This window comes from Nocardioides aestuarii, from assembly GCF_039527245.1.
In the GTDB taxonomy this organism is placed as follows: domain Bacteria; phylum Actinomycetota; class Actinomycetes; order Propionibacteriales; family Nocardioidaceae; genus Nocardioides; species Nocardioides aestuarii.
This window is the reverse complement of the sequence record NZ_BAAAJT010000003.1, coordinates 364,853-381,262: the sequence shown is the minus strand read 5'-3', so window position 1 is coordinate 381,262 and position 16,410 is coordinate 364,853. Positions and strand designations below refer to the sequence as shown.

Here is a 16,410-nt window from a genome sequence, read left to right as displayed (position 1 = left end):
CATTCTCCCCGAGGTGGTCGCTGGGTAGTGTCGAGGGCATGAGTGTGGACACGACGATCGAACGCCCGGTCTCTCCGAACCCCTACGACCTCCTGCCGCCGCGCCCCTCCTTCGAGGTCACGAGCGACGACGTCATCGACGGCCAGCCGCTGAAGGACGACCAGGTGGCCGACGCGGGCAACACCTCCCCCCAGCTCTCGTGGTCCGGGGCCCCCGAAGGCACGAAGTCCTTCGTGGTCACCTGCTTCGACCCCGACGCACCCACGCCGAGCGGGTTCTGGCACTGGGCGCTGGTCGACCTGCCGGCCGACGTGACCTCCCTCGACGCCGGCGCAGGAGCTCCGGGCGCCGGCCTCCCCGGCAGCGCCTTCATGCTGCGCAACGACGGCGGCCAGGCCGGCTTCATGGGCGCCGCACCGCCGCCGAACGACCAGCCCCACCGCTACTACTTCGTCGTCCACGCGGTGGGCGAGGAGACGCTCGGCATCGACGCCGACGCCTCCAACGCCGTGATGAGCTTCAACCTCGCGTTCAAGACGCTGGGACGGGCGATCGTGCACGGCACCTACCAGCACTGAGGTCGCACCAGGCCGGTCGTCCTGTCGCGGGACGGCCGGCCACACCCACCGGGAGTGCTCCGTCACACCGTCGTCAGGCGACCGGCACGGCCGTGACGACCACGTTGCTGAGGTACTCCGTGCCGTTCCAGTCCTCGCAGGTGATGAGGACGAGCCGGCCGGGGACCGACTGGTCGAAGACCTCCTGGGCGCGCTCGGCCAGCTCGCCCTTCCCGAGCACCGCCACGCGACGGACCGAGTAGCCGATCCGGCCGGAGTCCGTGGTCATCCAGACGCGGTCGCCACGGCCGAGCTGCTCGAGGTCGTCCATCGCCCCGCCCCCGGTGTGGACGGTGTGGCCGGTCACCAGGGCCGAGCCCCGCGCGGCTCCCGGGCGCGCGCCGTCTGCCCACCACCCCAGCACCTGGGGGTCGGCGGGAGGCGTCAGGACGCCTCCCGGGGCGCCGATCGGGACGACGGGGGCGTTGACGGAGAGGGCCGGGACCACCAGACGCTCAGGCGCGCCGGGCTCGGTGTCGACCCGGTGCTCCCGCGGGAGGTCCGGAGCGGCGACCACGTCCTGCCGGGTCGGCGTCGTCTGGTCGGCAGAGGGCTCGACCGCGGTCGCGGTACCGGCGTTCGGGGCACTCTCCCGTTGGGCGAGGAACGCGACGCCGCCGATGACGACGAGGGTGAGGCCGGCGGCGAGCAGGAGCCAGGTGACCCACCCGACACCCCGTCGTACGCCGTCGACCGCCATGCGCACCAGTATCGGACATGACCGAAATCCACGGGTCGGGGATCGGAGTACTACAGCCGAAATGGTCCGTTGTGACTATTGCTGCGACCCGGGCTCTGTTACCAAACTGTGGATGTCGCTCTCGGACGTTACGAAAGCAACACCGGCCCGGTCCCCCACCGGGTCCCGGAAACGCGGTGGCCGATCCCCCCTCGACCACCACACCCCGGCCGCCCACCCAGCGGTCGTAGCCCACAGGCCGTCCCCCCGGTGGCCACGCCCCCCACGGAGCCCCCCATGCGTCACCTCCTCCGCCTCTTCTCGGCGACAGTCCTCTCGATCGCGATCGTCGCGGGCTCGACCGCTCTGTTCGCGGCACCGGCCACGGCGAAGACGTGGCTGGCCCCCAGTGCCGACCCCGACGTCGACCCCCTGCAGAACCTCGACGAGTTCGAGAACCGGATCCTGGTGAAGATCAACCATGTCCGCGCTCGCCACGACCTCAAGCGCGTGCGGCTCTTCGAGTCGTGCGTCGACGGCAAGTCGGAGAGCTGGGCCCAGCGGATCAAGCGGACCGGCTCGTTCGTGCACCGCGACCAGATGAAGGTCATCAACAGCTGCGACCTCTCGTGGACCGGCGAGACCCTCGTCCGCGGCATCGGCCTGACGCCGAAGGTCGCGGTCCGGGCCTGGCTCAACTCCCCCAGCCACCGCGCGGTCATCATGAAGCCCCGTGCTCGGTGGGCCGGCGTCGGCGTCCGCGTCGACAGCCAGGGCCGCACCATCGGCGTCCTGAACTTCGGCGACGCCTCCTGAACAGCGACGTGCAGGAGGGCCACCGTGGTGCACCACGGGTCACCCTCTGGGGCAAGCCGGTGGTGGGCTGCCAGCTTGCCCCCGCACGTCGTCTGATGACCTGAGGGTCGATGCCTCCGGGCAGCAGCGCGGCGCATCGGTGCCAGTGGGTGCCACCGATGTGCCGCGTTGCTGTGTCCCGACGGCGTGTCGTGGGAGCGATGGTTCGGACGACGCCGTCACCACCGCTCCCACGGGCGAGCCGGATGAGGGTCCGGCCCGCCGCGGCGCGTTACCGGTCGTGGGCTACCGGCGCGCCGCCGTTCCGAAGCTACCCACCCACCGGCCGAAGCAGGTCAGCCCCAGGAGGAGCAGGCCCGCTGCTGCCGCGTAGAGCAGGCCGGCCGCGCCGGAGCCGCCGACCGCGTCGGCTCCGGGAAGTCCGGCATCGACCGCCGAGGGCACGGTGGCCTGCTGGCCCTTGACCTCCACAGTCGGCTGCTCCTGGTCGGGCTTGGTCTCCTGCTCACCCTTCACGCAGGCGTCGGTGTTCGTCTCGACGACCGGACCGAAGTTGTAAGTCGTGTCCTGGGTCCCCGAGAACACCGTGTCGGGAACGGTGATCTCGACGACGAGGTCACCGTCCTCCTCGAGCGTCCAGGTGAGCTCGTCGGTGTCGGCCGGGACGATCCACCGGGCGTTCCCGGAGTCGCACGGGTCCTTCACCCCCGGAGCGGCCGGGATCTCGAGCTGCTGACCTGCGACCTCGCACTCCTCGATGTTGGTCTCGGGCGCCTGGCCGAAGTTGTGGGTCGTCTCGCCGGTCTCCGCGAAGACCGTGTCCTCGGTCAGGATCGACACCTGGAGGGTGCCGTCCTCGAGCAGCTCCCAGCCGAACACGTCCGTGTCCTCGGGGAGGATCCACTGGGCGTTGCCCGGGTTGCAGGGGTCGAGGACCTCGGGCTCGGGCAGCGGGACCTCGACGGTGGAGTCGCACTCCTCCTTGTTGGTCTCCTTGGCCTTCCCGTAGTCGTGGGTGGTCTCACCCGTCTCGGCGAAGACCGTGTCCGGCGTCAGGATCTCGACCACCAGGTGCTTGTCGTCGCGCAGCGTCCAGTCGAGCGTCTCGGTGTCCTCGGGGACGACCCACTCGGCGTTGTAGGCCCCGCACGGGTCGAGCACCTCCGGCTCGGGCAGTGGGATCTCGTCGGGCTGCTCGCCCCCCGACTCCGTCCACTTCAGCGAGACGTGGCTGATCGCATGCTTGTCTCCCGTGGAGAAGCTGCCGTGGGCGGCACCCGGGATCTGGCCCGAGAAGTGGGTCTCGGTGGCCGCCTTGATGCAGATCTGCAGGGTCCACCCTGCGTTGACCGTGTAGTCCACGGCGGTGTCACCGTTGGCCCAGCTCGCGCTGCCCCAGGTCCCGCTGGCGCTCCCGCTGGGGCTGTCGTACTTGGTCCAGCCGTTCGCCTTCGGGCAGGTCTCGGCCGCTGAGGCTGACGTGGTCATTCCTCCGACGACCAGACCGAGCGCCATCACCCAGAGCCCGACGGCCGCCGCCAGCCAGTGGGCTGGCCCGCGCGTGCGCTTCTTCTTCCTCATGTGCTCACAACCCCCCCGCACGACCCCCCAGGTCGCGCTGTCGAGGGCGCCCGAACGCACCCCGGATGGTGCCGCCCACGCCGCGAACCTAGGCCCGAACCAGGCGATGACGATCGCGCGAGCAGGAGCCGTTGGCACTTCGTTGACTTCCTGTCTGGACCCTGTGGGTTCCGGCCGGGAGCACAGACAGGGGCGGCCACCGCTGTCGCGGTGACCGCCCCTGTGGTGAGCCGGTCGTGGGCTACCGGCTCACCCGGGCGTCCGGTCGTGGGCTACCGGTCCGCCACCTTCCGCCGACGGCTGCCGGCGAAACCGATCAGGCCCAGTCCCCCACCGATGGCCAGCAGCCAGAGCGGGTTGCGGTGGACCACACCGAGCGGGCCTGCGAGACCCGACTCGCCGGCGGCCACCTCGGTCGGGACCGCGGCCTGCTCACCCTTGACCTCGATCCCGGGCTGCTCGTTCTGCATCGGCTCCTCCTGCTCGCCCTTCACCTCGGTGCACAGCCGCGCCAGCTGGGCGTCGGTGTACTGGGTGAACTGCTCGTCGGAGCGGACCGGGCCGGTCTCCTCGCCGAGCTCCCAGGCCCGGGTCTCGGAGTTCCAGACGTAGGGCGTGGTGTAGGTGTCGACCCAGGTGGTGACCCCGCCGATGCGGCAGGAGGCCTGCACCCCGGCGACCTCACGGACGATCGGCTCGGGCTGCCCGGTCGCGCAGAGCTCGTAGAACTCCTCGTCGGTGTAGGACGAGGTCTGCGACCAGTCGCCCCAGATCTCGTCGCCGAGCTCCCACTGGCGGTCCACGAGGTCCCACACGTAGGGCTGCTCGCCGGTCCGACCGATCACACCGGCCTCGAAGTCGCCGTACTGCGACAGGTCACAACCCTCGGCAGAGTCGCTCAGCGGCTCGGCATCGGGCTGACCCGGCGCACACAGCTCGTAGAACTCCTCGTCGGTGTAGGACGAGGTCTGCGACCAGTCGCCCCAGATCTCGTCGCCGAGCTCCCACTGGCGGTCCACGAGGTCCCACACGTAGGGCTGCTCGCCGGTCCGACCGATCACACCGGCCTCGAAGTCGCCGTACTGCGACAGGTCACAACCCTCGGCAGAGTCGCTCAGCGGCTCGGCATCGGGCTGACCCGGCGCACACAGCTGCTGGTACTCCTCGTCGGAGTAGCTCGACGCCTGGGTCCACGGACCCCACGCCACCTGGCCGAGCTCCCACTGGCGGGTCGCGGCGTTCCACAGGTAGGCCTGCACGCCGTCACGCTCGATGGCGCCGGGCTGGAAGTCGCCGTAGTAGGAGAGGTCGCAGCCGTCCTTGTCCTGATGGGTCGACTTGTCCTTCGGCTGCTCCGGGGCGCACTCGGTGAAGTACTCGGCGTCGGTGTAGACGTCGTCCGCGGACTGGGTCCACGCGTTCCACGAGATCAGCGAGGTGTCCTCGAGGACCCAGTCTCGGCTCGCGGCGTCCCACACGTAGTCCTGGAGTCCGGTGCGACGGATCACGCCGGCGTCGAAGTCGCCGTAGTAGGAGAGGTCGCAGCCGTCCTTGGCGTCGCTCACCGGCTCCGGCTGCGGCTGGTCGGGGGCGCACTCCGCGAAGTACTCGCTGTCGTCCCAGGCGTCACCCGCGGCCTGCGTCCACGGGTTCCACGCGATGGCGGCGGCCGGCTCGAGCTCCCAGGCGCGGCTGGTCGCGTTCCAGACGTACTCCTGCTCGCCGGTGCGACCGATCACCCCGGCCTCGAAGTCGCCGTAGGCCGACAGGTCACAGCCCTGCTCGGTGTCGGTGACGGGCTTGGGCTCGGGCTGGCCGGGCGCGCACTCCTCGAAGTACTCCGTGTCGGTGTAGACGTCACCGGCGGTCTGGGTCCAGGGACCCCACGCGATGCCGGAGGCCGGCTCGAGCTCCCAAGCGCGGGCCTGGAGGTTCCAGACGTACTCACGGACGCCGCTGCGACGGATCACGCCGGCGTCGAACTCGCCGTACTGCGAGAGGTCGCAGCCGTCCTTGGTGTCGTCGACCTTGACCGGCTCGGGCTGTGCGGGCGCACACGTGGAGAAGTACTGCTGGTTGCTGTAGACGTCACCGGTCGCCTGGGTCCAGGCGTTCCAGCTGATGCCGCTCTCGGCCTCGAGGACCCACTGGTTCTGGTTGGCGTTCCAGACGTACTCGCGCACGCCGGTGCGGCGGATGATGCCGGGCTGGAAGTCGCCGTACTGGACGAGGCTGCAGCCCTCCTTCGAGTCGTGGACGACCTGGTCGGTCGGGCGGTCGCAGTAGGCGGCCGAGCTGGGCAGCGCCAGGAAGGTGTGGCTGAAGCTGCTCTGACCGATGATCCCGTAGCCGTTCTTCGCGGAGTAGGTGACGGTGACGCTCTGGCCGGGGGCGACCGAGCCGGTGACCTGCTTGGTCGTGCCCTCCACGGTCGGGGCGTTCATGGCCGGGGGCACGTAGGTGGTGCCCTGGCAGGACTGGTCGGTGAAGGTCACGTTGACCGACACCGGCACCTGGCAGCCGAGGCTGTGGACGTTCTGCCCGTAGGCCGTCCAGTTCTGCCCGTTCGGCAGCAGGCCGGGGACCGGCGGGATGATGTCGAGGCCGTTCTGGTGTCCGGCGCCGACGTGGCCGCTGACCTGGCCGGAGTCCGAGGGCCAGTTGGTCACCCAGTTGGTCACGCCCTCGGGCGACGTGGCGTTGCCCGTCGCGTGGCAGATGTAGAAGTCCTCGGGGATCGAGACGCACGCGTTCCAGTCCATGCCCTCGACGCGGGTGTCGTGGTACATCGAGGACGTCGTGCCGTTCGTCCACGGGAAGTAGGCGTACTCCCAGGGGCCGTTGGCCGAGCCCGTGCCGCCGAACTGTGACTTGTTCAGGGTCACCGTCCAGCTGCGCTCGCCCGACGCGGAGCCGACGGCGCCGCGGTCGGTGGTGGCCCACCCGGCGGCGGCGGCCTTGGAGTCGTCCCACGCGCTGTTGAAGGTCGTGGTGCCGGTCTTGCTGTAGATGTGCGTGTCCTGTGCGTTCGCCGGCACGTTGGCCCAGGTGACCTTGTAGGTGACCTGGACGCTGCTGCCGGTGACGCACGTCTTGGACGACACGGAGATGGTGCCCTGGTGTGCCGAGGCGGGCCCAGCCAGGACGACCATGCCGGTCATCACGACGAGGAGCGCCATCAGCATGGTGCGAAAGCGCGCGAGAGTGACGTGCATGAGGTTCCTTCCCCCCAGCAGGACGGCTCCCCAGCCATTGCCCCACTGATGCCCACTGGTCGGCCCGACGGACCGACTGCACCCCCCACGGGTGCACGGCTCGAAACGTACGGGTGTTCACCGACCCACTTCTGGCGCTTGGGACGGGCGTGGAGTGACTGTGGACGAACGGTCTAGACGTTGTTACCGATCTGGGGATCGCTGACACCTCACGGTCACCCGGACGTGCAGGAGGGGTGGTCCACCGGGACCACCCCTCCTGGGTCAGCGACGCTGCGTCAGGCCTGCTCGCCCAGCGCCTTCAGCCGCGAGAAGGCGGCGAGGCCGAGGACGATCACGCCACCGAGCAGCGGGAAGAGCCAGCCCTGGCCGCCGGGGGCGACCGAGGTGGCGAGCGAGGTCTCGCCCAGGCCGGCGTCGACGGCCACCGGCACCGACGGTGCCGGGGGTGCCGTCTGCTGGGTCGGCGCGACCTCGACCGCGTCGTTGCCCTTGGGCGGCGAGGTCTCCTCCTCGCCCTTGACCTCGTCGCAGCCGAGCTGCTCGCGCTCGGCGGCGGTCAGCCTCCGCACCTGAACCCAGCCGGTGTCGTTGCGGACCTCGGGCTCGCCGAGCACCCACTCGCCGTCCTGCCAGATGTACTCACGGACCACCTCCCACTCGCGGGTCTCGACGCCGGTGCAGTCCGTGCGCGTGCGCGAGGCGTCGCGCACCACCGGCTCGGGCGGGTTCTGCTCGTCGCAGTCGGACTGCGAGGCAGGGGTCGCCGGGTAGTCGTGGGTGAAGGAGCTCGGTCCCTCGATCACGTAGCCGTCCTGGGCGGTGTAGGTGACCGTCACCGTGCTGCCCGGAGCGACCTCACCGGCCACCTCGCGCGTCGTCCCGGCGTACTCCGGGGCATCGAGCGTGGGCTCGGTGTAGACGTCGTCGACGCAGACGTTGTCGCCGAACTCGGCGTTGACGGTGACCGGCTCGGGCTGGGTCGTGTCGGCGCAGTCGCCACCGAGGTCCTCGACCCGGGTGTCGTGGAAGCGGTTGCCGGTGTTGCCGTTGGTCCAGTTCAGCCAGGCGTACTCCCACTGGCCGGCCCCGAGGGTCGTGCCGGGGATCGTGTCGGTCCAGGAGGTCGAGCCCTGGGCCGTGGTGATGGCCCCCCGGTCCGTCCACTGGTAGCCACCGGGGTTCGACTCCCAGCCGGAGTCGAAGGTGCCGTCGGTGTCCTCGCGGGTGAGCAGCCGGGTGCCGAACGCGGCTTCCGGCACGCTCGACCACGAGAGCGTGTAGGTGACGAGGTAGGTGCCGTCGGGCTGGCACTCGGCGACCGCCGTGATGTTGCCCTGGTGGGCAGAGGCGGGGCTCGGGACGAAGACCGAGCCCATGAGAAGGATGGCGAGGGCGAGCATGCTTGCGCGCGCCCACGCGTAGAGCGTGTGCATGTGTGATTCCCCCCAGGACCAGCCCCCCAGCCGGTCCGCGTTGGTGTGTCGATGGTCGAGGGCGTCCGGACGGACGCCCGTTCACTGAACGAGCGCAGCCTTCCCGGGGTGACGCGGGACGAAACCTCGCCCACGATTCTTTGCCGTCGTCAAGCTGCACCTGTCATCCACCCTCGACCCCTACGATCTGGTCGTGGCCACGACAGACGTGCTGGGCGAACCCTGGACCGCCGAGACGATCCACTTCCCGCCGGACGACGAGGGTCCGGTCGTCGCCACCCTGGTCCGACGCCTCGCCGGCGAGGGACCCGGGCGACGCGCGGTGCTCCACGTGCACGGGTTCGCCGACTACTTCTTCCAGACCGCCTACGCCGAGTGGTGGCTGGCCCGCGGCTACGACTTCTACGCCCTCGACCTCCGCAAGTGCGGACGCTCGCTGCTCCCCCACCAGTCGCCCCACTTCGCCCGCGAGCTCACCGACTACTTCCCTGACCTCGACTCGGCGTGGCACCGGATCACCGAGCGGGACGGCCACGACCACGTCGTCCTCAGCGCCCACTCCACCGGCGGTCTCACCTGCTCGCTCTGGGCCGACGCCCGACGGCCCGCGTTGGCGGCGATGGTCCTCAACGCACCTTGGCTCGACATGCAGGGCAGCACCCTGCTGCGCACGGTCGGCACCGTGGTCGTCAAGCGCGTCGGACGACGAACGCCCTACCGCACCGTGCCGCGCCGCGTCGACGGCCACTACGCACGCAGCCTCCACCACGAGCACGAGGGCGAGTGGGAGTTCGACACCGAGCTCAAGCCGATCGCCTCCTTCCCGGTCTTCGCCGGCTGGCTCCGCGCCGTCCGCCGGGGGCACGCGCGGCTGCAGCGCGGACTCGACGTCGGGTGTCCCGTCCTGGTCCTGTCGTCGGCGACCACCGCCTATCCCCAGGAGATGGGCGACGACGTCCACCAGAACGACGTCGTCCTCGATGTCGAGCAGATCCGTCGCTGGTCCGCCTCTCTGGGCAGGCACGTGACCTACGTGGCGATCCCGGGCGCACGCCACGACGTCACCCTCTCCCTCCCGGGCCCGCGCGAACAGGTCTACGACGAGCTGGACCGCTGGGTCACGGCCTACGTCGACGGCTGATCCGTCAGACCAGGAACGCCGCCAGCGCGGCGACGCCGACGACGACGATGAACGCGCGCAGGACAGGCGCGGGGAGCCGGCGTCCGACGGAGGCACCGATCAGTCCGCCGACGACCGACCCGACGGCGATCAGGCCGACGATCTGCCAGTCGACGTCGGCGAGGACGACGAAGAGCACCCCGGAGATCGCGTTGACGAGGGCGGCGAGGACGTTCTTGGCACCGTTGAGCCGCTGGAGGTCGTCGGCGACGCCGATGCCGAGGACCGCCATCATCAGCACCCCCTGGGCGGCGCCGAAGTAGCCGCCGTAGACGCCGCAGGCGCACATCGCCGGCCACACCCACCAGGCTCCGCGCTCGGGGAGGCCGCCCGTCGCCTCGTGCCGGCGGGCGACGTAGGCCGAGATCCTCGGCCCAGCGACGACCAGGACGAGGCCGAGCAGGATCAGGACCGGGACGACCAGCTCGAAGGCACCGGGCTGCCACAGCAGCAGCACCCCGCCGAGCAGACCGCCCACGCCCGACGCGCTGGCGAGGTGGAGCAGCCGACGCCGCTGGCCGGCCAGCTCGCGCCGGTAGCCGATCGCGCCCGTCACCGACCCGGGGACGAGACCGATCGAGTTGGACACGTTGGCGGTCACCGGCGGGACCCCGAACGCCAGCAGGGTCGGGAACGTGATCAGCGTCCCCGACCCCACCACGGTGTTGATGGTGCCGGCCGCGACCCCCGCGAGGAGGATCGCGACGATCTCCAGCGGCGTCACTGGGCGGGCGGCTCCCCGGGCGAGGCGGGACCGGCCGGCGGCGGCGCGTCCGCGACGCCCGGCGCCGGCGGCGCCTCGGCGGCCGGCGTGGTGTCACCGGCGCCCGCGCCGCGTGCGGCCTTGCCGGGGTTGGAGGCCGCCTCGGCCGCGGCGATCGCCTCTTCGACGGCCTTGCTCGCCTCGGAGCGACCCAGCTCGTCGGAGCCCTTGGCCAGCTGCGGCTCGGTCGGGCCCATGTCGACGCGCGTGCGCGGCGTGGCCTCCTGGGGGATGCCCGCGATCTCGTGGATCGAGGACCCGAGGCCCTCCATCGCCTTGGTGATCTCGGAGGGGATGACCCACACCTTGTTGGCGGAGCCCTCGGCGATCTTCGGCATCATCTGGAGGTACTGGTAGGCGAGCAGCGACTGGTCGGGCTGACCGTCGTGGATCGCCTGGAAGACGGTCTGGATCGCCTGGCCCTCACCCTGGGCCCGCAGGATCTGCGACTCCCGGTCGGCCTGGGCGCGCAGGATCTGCGACTCCCGGTCGCCCTCCGCGTTGAGGATCGAGGACTGCTTGTTGCCCTCGGCGGTGAGGATCGCGGACTGCCGCTGGCCCTCGGCGGTCAGGATCAGCGCGCGCTTGTCGCGGTCGGCACGCATCTGCTTCTCCATCGCGTCCTTGATCGACGGCGGCGGGTCGATGCCCTTGACCTCGACGCGGTTGACCTTGATGCCCCACTTGCCGGTCGCCTCGTCGAGGACCCCGCGGAGGCCGACGTTGATCTCCTCGCGGCTCGTCAGCGTCTGCTCGAGGTCCATGCCGCCGGCGATGTTGCGCAGCGTCGTCATCGTGAGCTGCTCGACGGCCTGGATGTAGTTGGCGATCTCGTAGGTCGCCGCGACCGGGTCGGTCACCTGGAAGTAGATGACGGTGTCGATCGAGACCGTCAGGTTGTCCTCGGTGATCACGGGCTGGGGCGGGAAGCTGACCACCTGCTCACGCAGGTCGATGAGGTAGCGCACCTTGTCGACGAAGGGCACCACGGTCTTGAGCCCGGCATCCAGGGTCTGCTGGTACTTGCCGAAACGTTCGACGATGCCGGCCCGCGCCTGCGGGATGATCTTGATGGTCTTCGACAGCAGCACCACCGCGAAGATGGCCAGCAGCGCCACCAGGATGAGCAGGGTCATGGGACTCCTTGGGTGTCCGAGGGGGTGTCAGGGCTCGAGCCGGGGGATCGGATGGACGTACGCCGTCGCGCCACGGATGTCGAGCACCTCGATCGTCTCCCCCGGGGCGATCGTCAGCGTCTCGTCGTACGGCTGTGCGGTCCAGGTCTCCCCGGACACCTTGACCTCGCCCGGGGCCAACGCCGTGATCTCGCGCGTGACGCTGCCCTGAGCGCCGATCAGGCGGGTGTGGCCGAGCCGCAGCTCGGGTCCCGTGTGGAGCCGGCGGACCAGGTTGGGCCGCACCAGCGCGAGCATGCCGACAGCGGTCGCGATCGCGACCAGGGCCTGCACGAGCACCAGATCGGTGACCAGGCTGCTGGCGGCGCCGCCCAGGGCGCCGACCGCGAGCATGGCGAGGACGAGGTCGAGGCTGGCCATCTCGGCGACACCGAGGATCACCGCCAGGCTGAACCAGGCACTCCACGTGTTGTCACGCAGCCACTCGCCGAACTGCTCCATGGACCGACCCTATCCCGCACGGGGTCAGTCCGCGTGGCGTCGAGGGCGGCGACGCGCGCTGAACCGTCCCGCCTCGCGCCGCAGCACCAGGGGCATGGCGAACGTCGCGCCCAGTGCCTCCTCGGTCACCACCTCGTCGACGGGACCGGCGGCCACGACCGCGCCCTCGCGCAGCAGGAGCGCATGGGTGAAGCCGGGCGGGATCTCCTCGACGTGGTGGGACACCAGGACCGTGGCCGGCGAGAGCGGGTCGTTCGCCAGCACCGACAGCGTGTTGACCAGGTCCTCCCGACCACCGAGGTCGAGCCCGGCCGCCGGCTCGTCGAGCAGCAGCAGCTCGGGGTCGGTCATCAGCGCGCGGGCGATCTGCACCCGCTTCCGCTCCCCCTCGCTCAACGTGCCGAAGGTGCGGTCGACGAGGTGGGACACCCCGACCTCGACCAGCAGCTCCTCGGCCCGGTCGTGGTCGAGCTCGTCGTAGTCCTCGCGCCACCGCCCCACCACCCCGTAGGACGCCGAGACGACGACGTCGCGCACCCGCTCGCTGCGCGGGATCCGCTCGGCCAGCGCGGCCGAGGTCAGACCGATGCGCGGGCGGAGCTCGAAGACGTCGACCGTGCCGAGCACCTCCTCGAGCACGGCAGCCACGCCGTCGGTGGGGTGCGCCTGGGCCGACGCGACCTGGAGCAGGGTGGTCTTGCCGGCACCGTTGGGGCCGAGGACGACCCAGCGCTCGTCGGCCCTCACCGTCCAGTCGATGCCGTCGAGCAGGGTGGCCTGCCCGCGGCGCACGGTGACGCCTGCGAACTCGAGGACGGCGGACATGGCGGCCACCCTATCCACCGGTGGTCGAGTGCCCGACGCGTATCCTCGCCCGCCGTGACGACGTACGACGCGGGCGACGACCGGACCCGGCTGCCGGTCTCGGCCACGCTGGCCTGGTGGGCCACGGCGTGGCTGCGCGGCCATGTCGTCACCGACCTGCTGCTCGACGCCCTGGCCGGCGACGACCGGCTCCACCGCCTCGCCGACGGGGCCACCCTGCCGGTCGTGCTCGGCGGCTGGCGTGCGGCCGGCGCGACCGAGGTCGGTCTCGCGCTCCCGGTCGAGGGCGACCCGCTCGGGCTCGGTGGTCCTCCGTCGCTGAACACCCTGGCGCTCGAGCTCGGGGAGGCCGTGGTCTGCAGCCGGGCCGGAGCGGCGCTGGTGCCCGAGGTCTCCACCGAGACCGTCACCTGGCACGAGCTCCCCGCCGAACGGCGCCAGCTCCCCGACGTCGGTGAGGCCGACCGCGACCTGCGTGGCCAGCTGATCGCAGCGGCCGACGGCCTGGCTGCCCTCGACGTCGCCCGGTGGCGACCGGAGGCCGCCGACCTCTTCCTCGACCGTCGCCGCCCGGCGCCCGCGGCGCCCCCGGGTGTGCCCGCGCGTTGCGTCGACCTGGCCGGCCGCGCGCTCACCGCTGTCGCCATCGCCGACCTGGCGCTCGACGACGACGGCGGTGCCGTGTCGGCCTCCGAGGCGCAGGCCCGGCAGGCGGTCCTGCTCCCGCTCGAGCGGGCGGCGCGGCGCGCCCTGGTCGCTGCCTGCTCCCCCGAGGTGTGGCCGCCGGCGTGACCCCCGTCAGTCGGGCTGGAAGACGCCGAGGACGGTGCCGGCCGGGTCGGCGAAGGTGAAGCGCCGGCCACCCGGGTAGGGCGCCAGCGGCTCGACGACGCGACCGCCTGCGGCCTCGACCGCGGCGAAGGAGGCGTCGACGTCGGCGGACTGCACGAGCACGAGGGGGCCGCCCGGCCCGCCGGCACCCTGGGTGTTGAGGCCGCCGACCTCGCCCTCGCCCGTCGGGGAGCGGATGCCGACGTAGGTCGGCCCGTAGTCGTTGAACTCCCAGCCGAAGGCCTGGGCGTAGAACGCACGGGAGGCCTCGAGGTCGTCGGCAGCGAGCTCGACGTAGGTCATGGCGTGGTGGGTGGACATGGGTGCCACGCTACGAGCCACCGCCGACAGCGCCGGGGTTCGGCGATAGCCTCGGCACGCCATGGACGCCGACGACGACAAGACCCTGCTCATCACCCTCAGCGGCAAGGACCGGCCGGGCGTCACGTCGGCCGTCCTCGACACCCTGGCCCGCGCCGGGGTGCAGGTGCTCGACGTCGAGCAGATCGTGCTGCGGCGCCGCCTCGTGCTCGGCGTCCTCGTCACCGCGCCCCGGGACTGGAAGCGCCTGGCCCGCGAGGTCGAGCAGACCGCCGCCGGCCTCGACATGGCCGTCGACGTCGACCGCGGGGTCGGGGACAACAAGGGACGGCGCGAGGGCCGCTCCCACGTGACCGTCCTCGGCGCGCCGCTGCGTGCGGTGAGCATGGCCGCCGTGGCGGGGCGGATCGCCGACTGCGGTGCGAACATCGACCGGATCGAGCGCATGGCCCGCTATCCCGTCACCGCCATCGACCTCCACGTGTCCGGCGCCGACCCGGAGCGGCTGCGGACCCTGCTGGCGACCGAGGCCGCGGCACAGGGCATCGACGTCGCCGTCCAGCCGGCCAACCTGCTGCGCCACGGCATGCGGCTCGTCGTCCTCGACGTCGACTCCACCCTCATCCAGGGCGAGGTCATCGAGATGCTGGCCGCCCACGCCGGCCAGGAGGAGGAGGTCGCGCGGGTCACCGAGGAGGCGATGGGCGGTGACCTCGACTTCGAGGAGTCGCTCCGGCAGCGGGTCGCGCTCCTCGAGGGTGTGCCCGAGGAGGCCCTCGACCGGGTCTACGACGACCTCGTGCTCGCCCCGGGGGCGCGCACGATGGTGCGGGTGCTGCGCCGGCTCGGCTACCGCTTCGCCCTCGTCTCCGGCGGCTTCAGCCAGGTCACCGACCGGCTCGCCGACGACCTCGGCATCCACTACTCACGCGCCAACGAGCTCGAGGTCGTGGACGGGAGGCTCACCGGCCGGATCGTCGGCGACGTGGTCGACCGGGCCGCGAAGGCGACCGCGCTGCGTGAGTTCGCCGACGCCGTCGGGGTCTCGCTCGAGGCCACGGTCGCGATCGGGGACGGCGCGAACGACCTCGACATGCTCAACGCCGCGGGGCTCGGCATCGCCTTCAACGCCAAGCCGGTCGTGCGCGAGGCGGCCGACACCACGATCAACGTCCCCTACCTCGACGCGATCATGTATCTCCTCGGGATCTCCCGCGAGGAGATCGAGGCGGCCGACGCCGAGGCGGGCCTCACGACCCCGTCGCCCCCCGTCTAGCACCGCCGCCGCCCCGACCACCCAAATCTGGGTAATCGTGTGGCCCGCGGCGTGTCGCGCGCCTCCGGGAGCACCAGCGTGAGGGCTGTCACAGAGCGAGCAGGTCACCCCGACCCCTCGGGGCTCGCTGGTCCAAGGAGACACGCATGAAGCGCAGCATCGCGGCCCTTGCCATCGCCGCCATCGCACCCCTCGTCCTCACCGCCACGCCCTCGCAGGCCACGAACATCGGCTACGAAGGCTGCACTCCCGGCTACTGGAAGAACCACACGGACAGCTGGGAGGAGGCGAAGCCGGGCAACATGTACGTCGGGAAGTTCTCCGGCGGCAGTGCCTATTCCAGCGTGTCCGGCCTCACCCAGCTGCAGGCCCTCGACGGAGGGGGCGGGTCCGGTGCCAACGGCGCCGCGCGCATCTTGGCGCGCGCCTCCATGGCGGCCTACCTCAACGCCGCCACCGAGGGGCTGGGCTACCCGTGGCGTCGCGCCACCGACGGCCTCGACGGACGGCCTCCGCTCACTGACACCGTCAACGCCGCCTTCGCCAGTGGCAATCGCGACACCATGATCAACCTCGCGACCTGGCTCGACGCCGACAACAACCTCGGCTGCCCGCTCAACTGAGCACGGGGACGCCGACCGGCGGGACGCGCGAGGGGCTGCTCGCGCTCCCGTCGGCCGGACCGGTCCGACCGGCGATCAGGCCCGGCCGACGTGGAAGGCACGCAGCGTCGCGGAGGTGACGTCGAGGTCGGCCCACTCGCCGTCGTAGGCGAAGACCGCGAGGGAGCAGGTCGGGAACCCGCGGGTGGTCAGCTCGGTGGCCGCCGCCTCGTCACCCTCGCCGTCGTCGAGCAGGTTCGCGAGGTAGGCCATGGTCGGGTTGTGCCCGACCACCACCACGCAGGAGGACTCCGTCGGGACCTCCCGGAGCAGGTCGAGCACCGTCTCCGGCTCGGCGCTGTAGAGCAGGCGCGACACGTCGGGCTCGAGGTCGGCGGCGGCACCCGCCGCCAGCGACGCCCAGGTCTCCTGTGCCCGCAGCGCGGCCGAGACCAGGGCGTGGTCGACGACCAGGCCTTCGGCAGCGAGCCACTCGCCCGCCGTACGGGCGTCGTCGCGCCCCCCGTCGGTGAGCGTGCGCTCCGCGTCGGTGGCGGCTCCCTGCTCGGCCGCCGCGTGCCGGACGACGACCAGTCGGCGTGACTGCTGCATCGACCCACCCTGTCAGCCC

Annotated in this window: 16 protein-coding genes; 6 read left to right on the top strand and 10 right to left on the bottom strand. The window is 71.5% G+C overall.

Annotated features, from left to right (window positions below; all coding sequences use genetic code 11):
• The first annotated feature begins 38 nt into the window (after positions 1-38).
• Positions 39-578 carry a YbhB/YbcL family Raf kinase inhibitor-like protein gene (locus tag ABD091_RS19400; RefSeq protein ID WP_343921684.1) on the top strand — a complete coding sequence of 180 codons (540 nt, stop codon included), beginning with the start codon at positions 39-41 and terminating at the stop codon, positions 576-578.
• A gap of 73 nt (positions 579-651) precedes the next feature.
• Here ABD091_RS19400 and ABD091_RS19395 read toward each other — a convergent pair whose 3' ends face one another.
• Entirely contained in the window at positions 652-1,317 is a 666-nt protein-coding gene (locus ABD091_RS19395; protein ID WP_343921683.1) for a class F sortase, read from the bottom strand.
• A gap of 276 nt (positions 1,318-1,593) precedes the next feature.
• Between ABD091_RS19395 and ABD091_RS19390 the strand changes: the two genes are divergently transcribed.
• Positions 1,594-2,112 (top strand): CAP domain-containing protein, encoded by a 519-nt coding sequence (locus ABD091_RS19390; RefSeq protein WP_343921682.1) that lies wholly within the window; start codon positions 1,594-1,596, stop codon positions 2,110-2,112.
• A 285-nt stretch (positions 2,113-2,397) separates the two neighbouring features.
• On the opposite strand, the gene ABD091_RS19385 is transcribed toward ABD091_RS19390, so the two are convergent.
• The 3 genes from ABD091_RS19385 to ABD091_RS19375 form a co-directional block, all read right to left on the bottom strand.
• On the bottom strand, positions 2,398-3,693 hold the full coding sequence (locus ABD091_RS19385) for a hypothetical protein (RefSeq protein WP_343921681.1): 1,296 nt from the start codon (positions 3,691-3,693) through the stop codon (positions 2,398-2,400).
• Between the two features lie 272 nt (positions 3,694-3,965).
• Positions 3,966-6,908, bottom strand: coding sequence for a hypothetical protein (locus tag ABD091_RS19380; protein ID WP_343921680.1), 2,943 nt, complete (start codon positions 6,906-6,908; stop codon positions 3,966-3,968).
• 278 nt (positions 6,909-7,186) lie between these two features.
• Positions 7,187-8,344 carry a hypothetical protein gene (locus tag ABD091_RS19375; RefSeq protein ID WP_343921679.1) on the bottom strand — a complete coding sequence of 386 codons (1,158 nt, stop codon included), beginning with the start codon at positions 8,342-8,344 and terminating at the stop codon, positions 7,187-7,189.
• A 193-nt stretch (positions 8,345-8,537) separates the two neighbouring features.
• Here ABD091_RS19375 and ABD091_RS19370 point away from each other — a divergent pair, with 193 nt between their 5' ends.
• On the top strand, positions 8,538-9,485 hold the full coding sequence (locus ABD091_RS19370) for an alpha/beta hydrolase (RefSeq protein ID WP_343921678.1): 948 nt from the start codon (positions 8,538-8,540) through the stop codon (positions 9,483-9,485).
• A gap of 4 nt (positions 9,486-9,489) precedes the next feature.
• Here ABD091_RS19370 and ABD091_RS19365 read toward each other — a convergent pair whose 3' ends face one another.
• From ABD091_RS19365 to ABD091_RS19350, 4 genes are read right to left on the bottom strand one after another with little or no spacing between them, the layout of a single operon-like run.
• A complete protein-coding gene (locus ABD091_RS19365; protein ID WP_343921677.1) occupies positions 9,490-10,248 on the bottom strand; it encodes a sulfite exporter TauE/SafE family protein in 759 nt (252 codons plus the stop codon).
• A complete protein-coding gene (locus ABD091_RS19360; protein WP_343921676.1) occupies positions 10,245-11,423 on the bottom strand; it encodes an SPFH domain-containing protein in 1,179 nt (392 codons plus the stop codon). The genes ABD091_RS19365 and ABD091_RS19360 overlap by 4 nt, the downstream gene beginning before the upstream one ends.
• Positions 11,424-11,450: 27 nt before the next feature.
• On the bottom strand, positions 11,451-11,924 hold the full coding sequence (locus ABD091_RS19355) for an NfeD family protein (protein ID WP_343921675.1): 474 nt from the start codon (positions 11,922-11,924) through the stop codon (positions 11,451-11,453).
• 24 nt (positions 11,925-11,948) lie between these two features.
• A complete protein-coding gene (locus ABD091_RS19350) occupies positions 11,949-12,749 on the bottom strand; it encodes an ABC transporter ATP-binding protein (protein ID WP_343921674.1) in 801 nt (266 codons plus the stop codon).
• Positions 12,750-12,803: 54 nt separating this feature from the next.
• On the opposite strand from ABD091_RS19350, the gene ABD091_RS19345 reads away from it, so the two are divergent.
• A complete protein-coding gene (locus ABD091_RS19345) occupies positions 12,804-13,541 on the top strand; it encodes a hypothetical protein (RefSeq protein WP_343921673.1) in 738 nt (245 codons plus the stop codon).
• Between the two features lie 6 nt (positions 13,542-13,547).
• Here the strand turns inward: ABD091_RS19345 and ABD091_RS19340 are convergent, their stop codons facing one another.
• Positions 13,548-13,901, bottom strand: a complete 354-nt coding sequence (locus ABD091_RS19340) for a VOC family protein (RefSeq protein ID WP_343921672.1) — start codon at positions 13,899-13,901, stop codon at positions 13,548-13,550.
• A gap of 61 nt (positions 13,902-13,962) precedes the next feature.
• Between ABD091_RS19340 and serB the strand changes: the two genes are divergently transcribed.
• Both serB and ABD091_RS19330 read left to right on the top strand, forming a co-directional pair.
• Positions 13,963-15,177: a phosphoserine phosphatase SerB gene (serB, locus tag ABD091_RS19335; protein WP_343921671.1), complete on the top strand. Its 1,215-nt coding sequence runs from the start codon at positions 13,963-13,965 to the stop codon at positions 15,175-15,177.
• A gap of 146 nt (positions 15,178-15,323) precedes the next feature.
• On the top strand, positions 15,324-15,800 hold the full coding sequence (locus ABD091_RS19330) for a hypothetical protein (protein WP_343921670.1): 477 nt from the start codon (positions 15,324-15,326) through the stop codon (positions 15,798-15,800).
• 75 nt (positions 15,801-15,875) lie between these two features.
• Here ABD091_RS19330 and ABD091_RS19325 read toward each other — a convergent pair whose 3' ends face one another.
• On the bottom strand, positions 15,876-16,391 hold the full coding sequence (locus tag ABD091_RS19325; protein ID WP_343921669.1) for a SixA phosphatase family protein: 516 nt from the start codon (positions 16,389-16,391) through the stop codon (positions 15,876-15,878).
• Positions 16,392-16,410: the final 19 nt, after the last annotated feature.

What these genes read in the sequence shown, in the direction of transcription:
- ABD091_RS19380 (WP_343921680.1), bottom strand. Translation starts at nt 6,908, where the DNA reads ATGCACGTCACTCTCGCGCGCTTTCGCACCATGCTGATGGCGCTCCTC.
- ABD091_RS19360 (WP_343921676.1), bottom strand. Translation starts at nt 11,423, where the DNA reads ATGACCCTGCTCATCCTGGTGGCGCTGCTGGCCATCTTCGCGGTGGTG.
- ABD091_RS19375 (WP_343921679.1), bottom strand. Translation starts at nt 8,344, where the DNA reads ATGCACACGCTCTACGCGTGGGCGCGCGCAAGCATGCTCGCCCTCGCC.
- ABD091_RS19395 (WP_343921683.1), bottom strand. Translation starts at nt 1,317, where the DNA reads ATGGCGGTCGACGGCGTACGACGGGGTGTCGGGTGGGTCACCTGGCTC.
- serB (WP_343921671.1), top strand. Translation starts at nt 13,963, where the DNA reads ATGGACGCCGACGACGACAAGACCCTGCTCATCACCCTCAGCGGCAAG.
- ABD091_RS19330 (WP_343921670.1), top strand. Translation starts at nt 15,324, where the DNA reads ATGAAGCGCAGCATCGCGGCCCTTGCCATCGCCGCCATCGCACCCCTC.
- ABD091_RS19350 (WP_343921674.1), bottom strand. Translation starts at nt 12,749, where the DNA reads ATGTCCGCCGTCCTCGAGTTCGCAGGCGTCACCGTGCGCCGCGGGCAG.
- ABD091_RS19390 (WP_343921682.1), top strand. Translation starts at nt 1,594, where the DNA reads ATGCGTCACCTCCTCCGCCTCTTCTCGGCGACAGTCCTCTCGATCGCG.
- ABD091_RS19340 (WP_343921672.1), bottom strand. Translation starts at nt 13,901, where the DNA reads ATGTCCACCCACCACGCCATGACCTACGTCGAGCTCGCTGCCGACGAC.
- ABD091_RS19400 (WP_343921684.1), top strand. Translation starts at nt 39, where the DNA reads ATGAGTGTGGACACGACGATCGAACGCCCGGTCTCTCCGAACCCCTAC.
- ABD091_RS19355 (WP_343921675.1), bottom strand. Translation starts at nt 11,924, where the DNA reads ATGGAGCAGTTCGGCGAGTGGCTGCGTGACAACACGTGGAGTGCCTGG.
- ABD091_RS19385 (WP_343921681.1), bottom strand. Translation starts at nt 3,693, where the DNA reads ATGAGGAAGAAGAAGCGCACGCGCGGGCCAGCCCACTGGCTGGCGGCG.
- ABD091_RS19325 (WP_343921669.1), bottom strand. Translation starts at nt 16,391, where the DNA reads ATGCAGCAGTCACGCCGACTGGTCGTCGTCCGGCACGCGGCGGCCGAG.